This window comes from Pantoea sp. CTOTU50773 (assembly GCF_032082325.1).
GTDB classification, from domain to species: Bacteria; Pseudomonadota; Gammaproteobacteria; order Enterobacterales; family Enterobacteriaceae; genus Pantoea; species Pantoea communis.
Genome location: NZ_DAMDQC010000037.1, coordinates 19,623 through 32,458, shown reverse-complemented (window position 1 = coordinate 32,458; position 12,836 = coordinate 19,623). Strand labels below are relative to the sequence as shown.

11 protein-coding genes are annotated in these 12,836 nt (G+C 54.0%); 8 read left to right on the top strand and 3 right to left on the bottom strand.

Going from position 1 to position 12,836, the window contains the following annotated elements; genetic code table 11:
- On the bottom strand, positions 1-1,673 hold a 1,673-nt coding region (locus RT340_RS08455), incomplete at its 3' end, for an ATP-dependent DNA helicase (RefSeq protein WP_313375331.1).
- Between the two features lie 123 nt (positions 1,674-1,796).
- Here RT340_RS08455 and RT340_RS08450 point away from each other — a divergent pair.
- Positions 1,797-2,141, top strand: a complete 345-nt coding sequence (locus RT340_RS08450) for a RidA family protein (protein ID WP_097116882.1) — start codon at positions 1,797-1,799, stop codon at positions 2,139-2,141.
- A gap of 12 nt (positions 2,142-2,153) precedes the next feature.
- Here RT340_RS08450 and RT340_RS08445 read toward each other — a convergent pair whose 3' ends face one another.
- Positions 2,154-2,339 carry a YoaH family protein gene (locus tag RT340_RS08445; RefSeq protein ID WP_034828730.1) on the bottom strand — a complete coding sequence of 62 codons (186 nt, stop codon included), beginning with the start codon at positions 2,337-2,339 and terminating at the stop codon, positions 2,154-2,156.
- 110 nt (positions 2,340-2,449) lie between these two features.
- Here RT340_RS08445 and pabB point away from each other — a divergent pair, with 110 nt between their 5' ends.
- The 4 genes from pabB (at position 2,450) to RT340_RS08425 (ending at position 7,716) form a co-directional block, all read left to right on the top strand.
- On the top strand, positions 2,450-3,808 hold the full coding sequence (pabB, locus tag RT340_RS08440; protein WP_211728426.1) for an aminodeoxychorismate synthase component 1: 1,359 nt from the start codon (positions 2,450-2,452) through the stop codon (positions 3,806-3,808).
- On the top strand, positions 3,809-4,378 hold the full coding sequence (locus RT340_RS08435; RefSeq protein ID WP_097116881.1) for a CoA pyrophosphatase: 570 nt from the start codon (positions 3,809-3,811) through the stop codon (positions 4,376-4,378).
- Positions 4,379-4,569: 191 nt separating this feature from the next.
- Positions 4,570-5,934, top strand: coding sequence for an L-serine ammonia-lyase (locus tag RT340_RS08430; RefSeq protein ID WP_313375327.1), 1,365 nt, complete (start codon positions 4,570-4,572; stop codon positions 5,932-5,934).
- Positions 5,935-6,153: 219 nt separating this feature from the next.
- Positions 6,154-7,716 carry an EAL domain-containing protein gene (locus RT340_RS08425; protein WP_097116880.1) on the top strand — a complete coding sequence of 521 codons (1,563 nt, stop codon included), beginning with the start codon at positions 6,154-6,156 and terminating at the stop codon, positions 7,714-7,716.
- A gap of 329 nt (positions 7,717-8,045) precedes the next feature.
- Here RT340_RS08425 and RT340_RS08420 read toward each other — a convergent pair whose 3' ends face one another.
- Positions 8,046-9,611, bottom strand: coding sequence for a TerC family protein (locus RT340_RS08420; RefSeq protein WP_211728425.1), 1,566 nt, complete (start codon positions 9,609-9,611; stop codon positions 8,046-8,048).
- 511 nt (positions 9,612-10,122) lie between these two features.
- Here RT340_RS08420 and manX point away from each other — a divergent pair.
- The 3 genes from manX to RT340_RS08405 are packed head-to-tail and all read left to right on the top strand — an operon-like array spanning position 10,123 to position 12,806.
- Positions 10,123-11,088: a PTS mannose transporter subunit IIAB gene (gene manX, locus RT340_RS08415; RefSeq protein ID WP_160833635.1), complete on the top strand. Its 966-nt coding sequence runs from the start codon at positions 10,123-10,125 to the stop codon at positions 11,086-11,088.
- Between the two features lie 57 nt (positions 11,089-11,145).
- Positions 11,146-11,946 (top strand): PTS mannose/fructose/sorbose transporter subunit IIC, encoded by an 801-nt coding sequence (locus RT340_RS08410; RefSeq protein WP_034828717.1) that lies wholly within the window; start codon positions 11,146-11,148, stop codon positions 11,944-11,946.
- Between the two features lie 14 nt (positions 11,947-11,960).
- On the top strand, positions 11,961-12,806 hold the full coding sequence (locus RT340_RS08405) for a PTS mannose transporter subunit IID (protein ID WP_038646579.1): 846 nt from the start codon (positions 11,961-11,963) through the stop codon (positions 12,804-12,806).
- Positions 12,807-12,836 lie beyond the last annotated feature (30 nt).

Sequence of the window (12,836 nt, the reverse complement as noted above, 5' to 3'; positions counted from 1 at the left end):
CGACAATCTTCCATGCGCGCTTTTAGCAACGGATCTTCCGGCGAGGTAAACGGCAGCTTATCGATAATCACCAATGACAGCGCATCACCTCGCACATCAACGCCTTCCCAGAAACTGCTGGTCGCTACCAGTAAGGCGTTACCGGCCTCAAGGAACTGCTTCAGCAGCTGGCCTTTACTGGTTTCTCCTTGCAACAACACCGGCAAAGTCATCGAGGCGCGGAATTCGGCGGCCAGTTCGCGCATCATCTTGTGCGAAGTACAGAGGAAGAAGCAGCGTCCTTTATTGGCATCGATCAGCGGTTTCATCATCTGTGCCAGCTTACGGGCACCGCCGGGTTGATTGGGTTCCGGCATATTGCGAGGCACACATAACAGCGCCTGCTGGGTGTAATCGAAAGGACTGTCGAGAATCATGGTGGTGGCTTTGTCGACGCCCAATCGGCTGGAGAAGTGGCTCATCTGCTCATTCACCGCCAGCGTGGCGGAGGTGAATACCCACGCCGCTTTACGGTTATCCATCACTTCACGAAAACGTTCTGCGACCGATAGCGGGGTTAACGCCAGCGTAAAGTGGCGGCTGGTGCATTCATACCAGTAGCTAAAGCCGGGTTCATCAATGGCGCGCAGACGTTTAAGGCGAGTGCGATATAACGCGGCGCGCTCAAACGCCGCATCCAGCAACGCCGAGCGCCCCAGCGACAATTTAATCACGTCGTAGCAAAGCTCCAGCGCATCATCCAGCAGGGTCAACATGCGCATGATGTTGTTGTCGCTTAGCAGGTCACGCAGATTGCCGCGAAAACCCGGCTCGCCGAGCGTTAAACGGAAATCCTGGGCGCACTGTGCCAGACGGTCGGCTGATTTCTGTAGCTGCTGCACGTCGCGCACCTCAGTGCGATAGGCAATAATGATGTCTTTGGCGAGGTCCTGCAGTTGGCGGCTCGAAAGCTGCTGACCAAAGTACTGACTGGCGATATCGGGTAGCTGATGCGCTTCATCGAAGATCATCACATCAGCCTCAGGAATCAGCTCGCCAAATCCGCCCTCTTTCACGACAAGATCGGCAAGGAACAGATGGTGGTTCACCACCACCACATCGGCATCCATGGCTTTTTTACGCGCTTTCACCACAAAGCAATCTTTGTAGAGCGGGCAATCGCTGCCAAGGCAGTTATCGTTAGTGCTGGTGACAAAGGGCCAGATCGGACTGTCTTCGGCCACGCCGGAACAGCTGCTGACATCGCCATCCGAAGTTTGATTTGACCAGCTGCGCACATTAATTAAATCCCCGAGCGCCTGCACGGTGAGATCGCCACCGGTTTGATTCTGCTGTTCGAGACGTTCGAGGCATAAATAGTTGGAACGCCCCTTCAGCAGGGCAGTTTTACCGCTGAACTTCAGGGCACGAGCGATGGTGGGCAAATCGCGGTTATACAGCTGATCCTGTAGTGCTTTGGATCCGGTCGAGATAATGACCTTTTTTTTCGCACGCAATGCGGGTGCCAGATAGGCATAGGTTTTACCGGTACCGGTGCCGGCTTCGACCACCAGCTCACCGCCCTTCTTCACCGCTTCCATGACCGCTTGCGCCATTTCACGCTGCGCGGCACGCGGTTTGAAACCTGGAATAGCCTGCGCCAGCGCGCCATCTGCTGCAAAATCGTCTGCCACACATCCTCACCGATTGGTCAAAAACACTGTAATTATGTCAGGATTCCCCTGAGGCGACCACAACAGATGACAGCGCCCTACTGGATATGGCAGGCTAGCGCAGCGAAATTACAGGAGAACACCATGACCATTACGCGTATTGATCCCGCACCCCGCATGTCAGAAGCCGTTGTGCATAACCAGACCGTCTATTACACCAGCGTGCCAGAAAATCTGGATGACGATGCCGAAGCGCAAACCGCCAACGCGCTGGCGGTGATTGACGCGATTCTGACCCGAGTCGGATCAGACAAAAGTAAGATTCTTGATGCCACAATTTTCCTGGTCGATAAAGCTGACTTTCCGGCCATGAACCGTGCATGGGATGCGTGGGTTTCACCTGACAACGCGCCAGTGCGTTGCACCGTGCAAGCCGAGTTGATGAATCCGAAGTACAAAGTGGAAATCAAAATCATCGCCGCACTGTAACCCTTTCGGGCGTTATTCGTCTTCTTCGTCGTCTTCGAACATCGCCCGAATCGATTCACCCTGATAGCTCTGACGGATCTCGTGTGCCACTTGCGCAATCGCCTGACCACTCGCCATGCCACCCGCCATCAATTCCTGGATACGTTCCACAGCTTGCTGCTGCTGTTCATGAGATAAAGCCGGAAGACCTGTAAACATTATTTGCTCCTGGTGCAAAAGGGGACGCATTATTCCATGAGGAACAAACAGGTGCCAGCGACAAAAAAATGTGCCAGGCTACGCGCCTGCTTGTTGGATTAATTAGCCCGATGATCGTAAAAACCCTTAACCTGAAGTATACGCCGGATGCGCTGTTGCACCGTTTTTCTGCGCTTGCTCATCGTCCCTGGGCGATGTTGCTCACCTCAGGCCATGCCGACCATGCCGATAATCGTTTTGACATTTTAACGGCGGATCCCCGTGCCACGCTTACCACGCGCGGCGAGATGACGGAAATCGACTGTGATGGCAAGGTGATCCTCTCCGCCGATGATCCACTGCACCTGGTGCAGCAACAGTGCGAAATGCTGGGCGCGACTCCACTGTTTGATGCTGATCTGCCTTTCCAGGGCGGCGCGCTGGGTTTGTTTGGTTATGATCTGGGACGCCGCTTTGAAATCTTACCGCAGCGCGCTGAGCAGGATCTGACAACGCCGGATATGGCAGTCGGCATCTACGATTGGGCTTTGATCGCGGATCATCATCAGCAAAAACTCACCCTGATTTCACTCACCGATGCCGGGCAACGCTGGCAGTGGCTGCAGGCGCAGGCGATTCCGCAGCCTAAAGCTTTTGCGCTAACCAGCGACTGGCAGTCAAACCTCAGTTTTGATGAATATGCCGCGCGTTTTGCACAGGTTCAACATTACATTCAGGCCGGTGATTGCTATCAGGTGAATCTGGCGCAACGCTTTCAGGCTCGCTATCACGGCGACGAGTGGCTGGCCTTTTTACGACTCAACCGCGACAACCGTGCGCCTTTCAGTGCTTTTATCCGCTTACCTAAAAGCGTCATTCTCAGTCTGTCACCGGAACGCTTTCTCTCGTTACAGCAAAAGGGGATTGAAACCCGTCCGATCAAAGGCACTTTGCCACGCTTAGCCGATCCAGAAGCCGATCGCTTGCAGGCTGAGAAACTGGGCCATGCGGAAAAAGATCGCGCCGAGAACCTGATGATTGTCGATTTGCTGCGCAATGACATTGGCCGCGTGGCAGAACCTGGTAGCGTTAGCGTCCCTGAGTTGTTTGTAGTGGAACCTTTCCCGGCGGTGCATCATCTGGTGAGCACAGTACGAGCGCGACTACCTCAACATCTCGGCGCAACCGATCTCCTGCGCGCCTGTTTCCCCGGCGGCTCCATTACCGGTGCACCAAAAATTCGCGCGATGGAGATTATTGAGGAACTGGAACCGCAGCGCCGCAACGCCTGGTGCGGCAGCATCGGTTACATCAGCCTGTGTGGTCGCATGGATACCAGCATCACTATCCGCACGTTAATCGCTGAAAATCAGCATCTTTATTGTGCGGCAGGTGGTGGCCTGGTGGCGGATAGCGATGTGGAGCTGGAATATCAGGAGACCTTCCACAAGGTCAATCGTATCTTGCCCAGCCTGAGCGGCGAGGTTTAAATGAGCCTGACGCTCGACCAGTTCCTGAACCGCTTTGTCATGCAACCCCCTGTGAGTGCGCCCAAAAGCGTTATCAGCGGGCGGCGAGCGGCCGTGTTGGTACCGGTGATCGACGGTGCTGAACCGGGTTTACTGCTGACGCGTCGCTCATCACACCTGCGGAAACACGCGGGCCAGGTCGCGTTCCCCGGCGGCATGCAGGATGCAACGGATGATTCGCTGATCCACACTGCACTGCGTGAGGCCGAAGAAGAAGTCGGCATTCACCCCGCTCAGGTTAGCGTCGTGGGTGTGTTACCGCCCGTGACCAGCAGCACCGGTTTTGCCGTCACGCCGGTGGTCGGCATTATTCCAGCGGACCTGCCTCTCAATATTAATCCTGACGAAGTGGAAAGCACCTTCGCGATGCCGCTGGCAGAAGCCCTGCGTCTCAGTCGCTACAGTGGACTCAGCTTGCGCCGTGGTCATCGTCAGCATCAGGTGTGGTTATCGTGGTATGAGGATTATTTTATCTGGGGCATGACCGCCGGTATTATTCGCGCATTAAGTCAGCAAATCGCCCTTCCCTGAGTTCCGCGCTGCATGTTACTTCCGCCATAAACTCGATCCACTTTACAACCGCAGAATGGGATAACTATTTCTGTGGCTTATAATTAGTTTATTTCATGCGAAAAGCTGCTCGCTGAGTCACGCGGACGATTACTATTAGCCGCATAAACGGCCTCAGCCGTACAGAATAAGATTTGTGAGGAGTGTCACCGGTGATTAGTGTTTTTGACATGTTCAAAGTGGGCATTGGCCCATCCAGTTCACATACCGTAGGTCCGATGAAAGCGGGCAAGCAGTTTGTTGATCTGCTGGCCGAACAGGGCAAATTGCAAAACGTGACGCGCATTGCCGTCGACGTCTATGGCTCGCTGTCGCTCACAGGTAAAGGTCACCATACCGATATCGCCATCATTATGGGGCTGGCCGGCTTTGAGCCCGCCACCGTGGATATCGATAGCATTCCCGCTTTTATTAAAGACGTCGAGCAGCGCGAGCGCCTGCTGCTGGCGAACGGTGCACGTGAAGTCGACTTCCCACGCGAAGGCGGCATGGTGTTCCGCAGTGAAAATCTGTCGTTGCATGAAAACGGCATGACGGTTTTCGCCTTTGCCGGCGATCTGCTGATCCTGACCAAGACCTACTACTCGATTGGCGGCGGATTTATCGTTGATGAAGAGCATTTCGGCCAATCCGTACTGGATGAGGTCTCGGTGCCGTATGCGTTCAACTCTGCCAAAGAGTTGTTGAGCCACTGCCATGAAAGTGGATTGTCCCTTTCCGGTTTGGTGATGAAGAATGAGCTGGCGCTGCACAGCCGTGAAGACATATATGCCTATTTCGGCAACGTCTGGCAAACCATGCAGGCCTGTATCGATCGCGGCTTAAATACGGAAGGCGTATTGCCGGGTCCACTGCGCGTGCCGCGCCGCGCTGCCTCGTTGCGTCGTTTACTGGTTTCTTCTTCCAAGCACTCCAATGACCCGATGAACGTGATTGATTGGGTCAACATGTTTGCCCTGGCGGTCAATGAAGAAAATGCCGCCGGTGGACGTGTGGTCACCGCGCCAACCAACGGCGCCTGCGGTATCGTCCCTGCGGTGCTGGCCTATTACGATCACTTTATTGAGACCGTGACGCCGGACATCTTCATCCGTTACTTCCTGGCCTCGGGTGCCATTGGCGTGTTGTATAAAATGAATGCCTCGATTTCAGGTGCTGAGGTGGGCTGTCAGGGCGAAGTCGGTGTGGCCTGTTCGATGGCTGCCGCTGGCCTGGCGGAGTTGCTCGGCGCCAGCCCGGAGCAGGTGTGTGTCGCCGCTGAAATCGGTATGGAACATAACCTGGGATTGACCTGTGACCCGGTGGCAGGTCAGGTGCAGGTGCCGTGTATCGAACGTAATGCTATCGCCTCAGTGAAAGCCATCAATGCTGCGCGCATGGCGTTGCGCCGTACCAGTGAACCACGTGTTTCACTGGATAAGGTGATCGAAACTATGTACGAAACTGGTAAAGACATGAATGCCAAATATCGTGAAACCTCACGCGGTGGCCTGGCGATCAAAGTTCAATGTGATTGACCAGGTGTGTTGAAAAAATAATCAATTAGATTTTTTTCTGCATCTCACGCTACCTCCCTGTGAGTAAACCAGATACATTAATTTGCGCGCGGCCCTTAGTGGCCGCGCTGTTTTTTAGTGCCGCTTTTTTTCTCTGCGGTGCGCTAAACCTGGCCGCCTCAATGCCGATAACCTACACGTTAATTTGGCTTCAATTTTTGTTTTGCAAGGTGGTTACTGATGCTCATTCCCCAGCAATTTGTCGGTCAATTTCGCCGTAAGCGTTTGCTTATCGCGTTGGTGATCGCGGCGCTGGTTCTGATTCTCACGCTGACTTTTCGTTATATCGAAGAGAAATCGCGTATTGAGCAGCAGTCCCTGAATTTTGCCAGTCGCGCCATTGAGCGCTTTGACCGCATGTTCTCCCCGCTGGATGTCTCCGCCAACAACACGCTTGGGCTGGTTGGCGTGCCTTGCGCACAAGTTCGCTATCCGTTAATCGAAAAGATTTCTTCATTGCAGACCGTGCGCACCATCCTGCTGGTGCAGGATGACAGTATTTACTGCTCCAGTATTTACGGCCCGCGCAATATTTCGTTTAGCCAGACCTATCCAGAGTTGGCGATTAATAATCAGCGCATGATGCTGACCACCGATAATTATCTGCTGAAAGGCTCACCGGTCTTGCTGCTGTGGACACCCAAATCGCTGGATAATCGCGATGGGCTGCTGCAGGTTATCAATGTGGAATTGATGACGAATTATTTGCTAGAGCCACAGTTACCTTGGGTCGAACGGGCCATTTTTAATGTCGGCGGACAGAGTCTGGAATATGGCAATCCGCTGATTGAAGAGACAGTGCCATCGGAAGATGAAGTGGCTTTTGATCAGGCTTCACTGCGTTACCCCTACAGCATTACCTTGTATGGCCCTTCTCCAGCGCGTCTGGCGTTGCATACGCTTCCTTCACAGCTACCGTTGGCGGTGCTGCTGAGTTTGCTGATGGGCTATATCGTTTGGTTAGCCACCGCGAACCGCATGAGCCTCAGCTGGCAAATCAGCTATGGCATTACCGCGAATGAATTTATGGTGTATTGCCAGCCGCTGATTAACGCCAAAAGTGGTGAGTGCGATGGCATGGAGTTGTTGCTGCGCTGGCACAATGCGCGTCAAGGCTGGGTTGCGCCGGATGTGTTTATCCCGCTAGCTGAGCGTCAGAACCTGATAGCACCACTGACGCGCTTTGTGTTAGCCAAAGTGGTGGATGAGTTGCCTAACCTGCCGCAATGTTCTTCTTTCCATATTGCGATTAACGTTGCCGCCAGCCATTTCCGCGATCGTGCGATTGTCGAGGATCTGCAAAGTATCTGGTGGCCCGCTAACCCGCTGCCGAAGCTGGTGGTCGAGTTGACCGAGCGCGATGCGCTGCCGGTTATTGATCAATCTGTGGTGTCGCAGTTGCATGAGATCGGCGTGCGCCTGGCGATTGACGATTTCGGTACCGGACACAGTTCCCTCGCCTACCTGAAAGACCTGAAGCCGGACGTGCTGAAAATTGACAAGATTTTCACTGCGGCCATCGGCACCGACGCGATTAACGCCACGGTGACAGATATGGTGATTTCGCTGGCGCAGCGTTTGAACATTGCGTTAGTGGCTGAGGGCGTGGAAACCGCGGAGCAGGCACACTATCTGCGTGAGCGCGGCGTGGATCATTTACAGGGCTATTATTACGCCCGTCCAATGCCCATCGAAGATTTCCCTGTGTGGCTGGAGCAGCATCAGGCGCATCTTAGGGCCTGATGTTGGGTTGTATTGTTGTGTCTGATGCTGGGTTGGATTGCTCTGTTTGATGGTGCGTTCGATTGCTCTGTTTCATGATGCGTTCGATTGCTGTGTCTGGTGGTGCGTTCCAGCCGGTAAAGGGGGATGTTCCGTAAAGACGGCGTGAATACATCCCTGTAGCCTCGGACGCCGCATCCCTGCGGCGTACGCTTTACTCCTCATCCCCCTTTACCGGCTTCATGTGGCATTTTTGCGGTCTGCATAGCGCTGTATTCGGATCGGGTCACAGAAATACAAAAGGCCGATATCGTGGATATCGGCCTTTTCGATGACAATTAACTTAGCGCTTACGCCTCATGCTCTTCATCTTCATGCGGCTTATCTTTGGTTACGCGCACCAGGTCGATACGATAATCCGTAGCCTCAATGATTTGGAAGTGCAGCGGCGGCAGGTCGATGATCTCACCAGGCTGCGGCAGTTGGCCTTTCTGGGCAATCAACAGACCCGCCAGCGAGGCATGATCTTCTTCCCGATCCACCAGCTCATGGTGGTCGAGCAACTGCTGCAGTGAGTGCAGATCGGTACCGCCCTTCACTAACCAGCTATCACCATCCGCGATAATATCGGGCGTTTCATCTTCATCCGGGAACTCACCGGCAATCGCTTCCAGCACGTCCAGTGGGGTTATCAAACCTTGCACCACACCAAATTCGTTGGTGACGATGACAAAGCTGCCTTTAGCGCGGCGCAGTACGCCCAGCAGGTTGATCGGATCCAGCGTTTCAGGCACCACTATCGCCGGAGTGGTAGCAGCAAACGTCGCCACGTCCATACCATGCTCCAGCGCCACCAGCAGTTCTTTAGCACGCACCACGCCGATGATCTCATCCAGCTCACCGCGACATACCGGGAACAAACTGTGCGGCGTGTCGAGGAGCTGAATACGAATTTCATCCACCGGACGTTCAGCATCAACCCAGGAGATATTGCCGCGCGGCGTCATGATGCTACGAATGGAGCGCTGTGACAGCGTCAACACACCGTTGATCATGTAACGTTCTTCGTCTTTAAACGCTTCCTGTGGCATCGCCTGCGTCAGCGCAGCTTCTTCAGTGGTCACCGGCTGATGACGCTGGCGACCGCCCATCAGACGCAAGATCGCTTCAGCCGTACGTTCTCGCATCGGCCGATGTTCCTGATGGCGAATAAAGTTACGACGCGCAATTTGGTTGAACAGCTCAATCACAATCGAGAAGCCAATTGCGGCGTACAGATAGCCTTTCGGAATGTGGAAACCGAAGCCTTCCGCCACCAATGACAAACCAATCATCAGCAGGAAGCTTAAGCACAGCACCACAACCGTCGGATGGGCATTGACGAAGTTGGTCAACGGCTTCGAAGCCAACAGCATCACACCCATGGCAATCACCACGGCGGTCATCATCACCGGCAGATGGTTGACCATCCCCACTGCGGTAATCACCGCATCAAGCGAGAATACCGCGTCCAGCACCACAATCTGGATCACCACGGCCCAGAAGCTGGCATAACCTTTGTTGCCCTGATGTTCCATGCCGCGGTTTTCCAACCGCTCATGCAGTTCCATGGTTCCCTTGAATAACAGGAACAAACCACCGAACAACAGAATTAAATCTCGCCCGGAAAAACTGAAATCGCCTACGCTGAATAGGGGTCGCGTCAATGTCACGATCCAGGAAATCAGCGACAGCAGGCCCAATCGCATCACGAGAGCGAGTGACAGACCGATCAAACGCGCTTTATCACGCTGTTTCGGTGGCAGCTTGTCCGCCAGGATGGCGATGAACACCAGGTTGTCGATGCCGAGAACGATCTCCAGCACGATCAGCGTTAGCAAACCCGCCCAAATTGAGGGGTCGAAGAGAAATTCCATCAATGACTCCTTACAACACAGAGGGGCGAACGAGATTGAGCCTGCGCGGTGAAGCGAGACGAGAGATCGTTAGCAAATGAGGTCACGCTGAAGAGCGTTGTAGTGTGCGCCAGAAAGCGCTGAGAACATGTTGAGCGACGTCGGTGACGGTCCATATAGGTGAGCTGAAGCCCGATACTCCTGAATATTAAACAGAACGCTAATGTATCAGTTACATCAACAACGTCAAAAAATTTTATTACATTTACAAACAACTGCACAAACGCAGGAATAACGAACATAAATGCAATTTTGCAGCGTTACGCTCGAAATAGCTGACAAACATCACATAAATTATTTTTTCGCACACTAAAATAAATCGCGACCTTACTGCTGTGCAGCGGACAGTTTCGGAACATTTATTGATGCGACTCTTCATCTTAGACCCAAACGATCCACCTGAATCAACAACGGTAATTCTCAATGATTCCCGGCAATGCCAGAGAATCTCTCATGCGAACGGAGGTAGCAAGTGACCATTGCTATTGTAATTGGTACACATGGCTGGGCGGCAGAACAGCTGCTTAAAACAGCAGAAATGTTGTTGGGTGAGCAGGAAAATGTCGGATGGATTGATTTCGTGCCCGGCGAAAATGCAGAAACGCTAATCGAAAAGTATCAGGCGAGACTGGCAGAACTCGACACGTCGAAAGGCGTGCTGTTCCTGGTGGATACCTGGGGTGGCAGTCCATTCAACGCGGCCAGCCGCATTGTGGTGGATAAGCCGGATTATGACGTCATCGCCGGGGTGAACATCCCGATGCTGGTGGAAACCCTGATGGGGCGCGATGATAATCCATCCTTTGAGGAATTGATTCATATTGCCGTGGAAGCCGGCCGCGAAGGTGTTAAAGCCCTCAAGACCGAAACCCCTACCCCGGAAGCTGCAGCACCCGTTGCCGCACAAGCCCCGGCGCAACCGCAAAAGCCTTTGGCACCAGGCGAGCACATGAAGATCGGCCTGGCGCGCATCGATGACCGTTTAATTCACGGCCAGGTGGCAACCCGCTGGACCAAAGAGACCAACGTGACTCGCATCATCGTCGTCAGTGATGAAGTGGCTAATGACCATGTGCGTAAAACGCTGCTGACGCAGGTGGCCCCTCCTGGCGTGACCGCACACGTGGTGGATATTGCCAAGATGATCCGCGTGTGGAACAACCCGAAATATGGCCGTGACCGCGTGATGCTGCTGTTCACCAATCCTACCGATGTGGAACGGATTGTTGAACAAGGCGTGGATATCAAGTCGGTCAACATCGGCGGCATGGCATTCAAACAGGGTAAAACCCAGGTCAACAACGCAGTTTCGGTCGATCAGAAGGACATTGAAGCCTTCCGTAAACTGAATGAACGCGGTATTGAGTTGGAAGTGCGTAAAGTTTCAAACGACCCAAGACTGAAAATGATGGACCTGATTGCCAAGGTCAATCAGTAGTTCGCTTTTGCCTGCGCTGGCGGGCGAATACTTGAGACCTTGCTGAGGAGAAAAGCAATGGAAATAACCACGCTACAAATCATCCTGATATTTATTGTGGCTTGTATTGCCGGGATGGGATCGATTCTTGATGAGTTCCAGTTCCACCGTCCACTGGTGGCCTGTACCTTGATTGGTGCGGTTCTGGGTGACATGAAAACCGGTATCATCATCGGTGGTACCCTGGAAATGATCGCGCTGGGCTGGATGAACATCGGTGCGGCGGTTGCACCCGATGCGGCACTGGCCTCCATCATTTCGACCATTCTGGTTATCGCAGGTGGCCAAAGTGTTGGTGCGGGTATCGCACTGGCGATTCCACTGGCGGCAGCCGGCCAGGTTCTGACCATCATCGTCCGTACCATCACCGTTGCCTTCCAGCACGCTGCCGATAAGGCCGCCGAGAAAGGCAATCTGAGCGCCATCAGCTGGATCCACGTCTCTGCACTGGTATTGCAGGCGATGCGTATTGCAATTCCAGCCCTGATTGTGGCGATTTCAGTCGGTACCAGCGTGGTACAGGAACTGCTGAGTTCAATTCCAGAAGTGGTCACCAACGGTCTGAACATCGCCGGTGGCATGATCGTGGTGGTCGGTTACGCGATGGTCATCAACATGATGCGCGCAGGCTACCTGATGCCGTTCTTCTATCTGGGCTTTGTGACGGCGGCCTTCACCAACTTCAACCTGGTTGCTCTGGGCGTGATTGGTGTGGTCATGGCGGTGCTGTATATCCAGCTGGCGCCGAAATATAACCGTACAGCAGGCGCGGCCGCTGCCGGCCCTGCACACAATGACCTCGACAACGAACTCGACTAGGAACAGGTGAAATCATGGTTGATACAACTAACACGCAAAAGAAACTCACCCCGAGCGATGTCCGTGGTGTGTTCATCCGCTCTAACCTGTTTCAGGGTTCATGGAACTTTGAACGTATGCAGGCGCTGGGCTTCTGCTTCTCTATGGTGCCGGTGATTCGTCGCCTCTATCCTGAGAACAACGACGATCGTAAACAGGCGATTAAGCGTCATCTGGAATTCTTTAATACCCATCCATACGTGGCAGCACCGGTGCTCGGCGTTACCATGGCGATGGAAGAGCAGCGTGCTAACGGCGCGGCGATTGATGATGCCGCGATTAACGGCATTAAAGTCGGCCTGATGGGACCGCTGGCGGGGGTGGGCGACCCGATCTTCTGGGGTACCGTTCGCCCGGTGTTTGCTGCACTCGGTGCCGGTATCGCGATGAGCGGCAGCTTGCTCGGTCCCCTGCTGTTCTTCATTCTGTTTAACGCCGTGCGTATGCTGACGCGTTATTACGGTGTGGCGTATGGTTATCGCAAAGGCGTGGATATCGTCAGCGATATGGGTGGCGGCTTCCTGCAAAAGCTCACGGAGGGGGCGTCGATTCTCGGCCTGTTTGTCATGGGGGCGCTGGTCAACAAGTGGACACACGTGAACGTGCCGCTTGTGGTGTCCCGCATTACCGATCACACCGGCAAAACCACCGTGACCACCGTTCAATCGATCCTCGATCAGCTGATGCCGGGCTTAATCCCGCTGCTGCTGACCTTCGGCTGTATGTGGCTGCTGCGCCGTAAAGTTAACGCACTGTGGATTATCGTGGGCTTCTTTGCCCTGGGTATCTTTGGTTACTGGATCGGCCTGCTCGGTCTGTAATCATCTCGCCGGGGGCTTCGGCTCCCGGCA

Coding starts and splice junctions, on each gene's coding strand:
- RT340_RS08435 (WP_097116881.1), top strand. CDS start 3,809: ATGAGCCTGACGCTCGACCAGTTCCTGAACCGCTTTGTCATGCAACCC.
- RT340_RS08425 (WP_097116880.1), top strand. CDS start 6,154: ATGCTCATTCCCCAGCAATTTGTCGGTCAATTTCGCCGTAAGCGTTTG.
- RT340_RS08410 (WP_034828717.1), top strand. CDS start 11,146: ATGGAAATAACCACGCTACAAATCATCCTGATATTTATTGTGGCTTGT.
- RT340_RS08405 (WP_038646579.1), top strand. CDS start 11,961: ATGGTTGATACAACTAACACGCAAAAGAAACTCACCCCGAGCGATGTC.
- RT340_RS08445 (WP_034828730.1), bottom strand. CDS start 2,339: ATGTTTACAGGTCTTCCGGCTTTATCTCATGAACAGCAGCAGCAAGCT.
- RT340_RS08450 (WP_097116882.1), top strand. CDS start 1,797: ATGACCATTACGCGTATTGATCCCGCACCCCGCATGTCAGAAGCCGTT.
- RT340_RS08420 (WP_211728425.1), bottom strand. CDS start 9,611: ATGGAATTTCTCTTCGACCCCTCAATTTGGGCGGGTTTGCTAACGCTG.
- pabB (WP_211728426.1), top strand. CDS start 2,450: ATGATCGTAAAAACCCTTAACCTGAAGTATACGCCGGATGCGCTGTTG.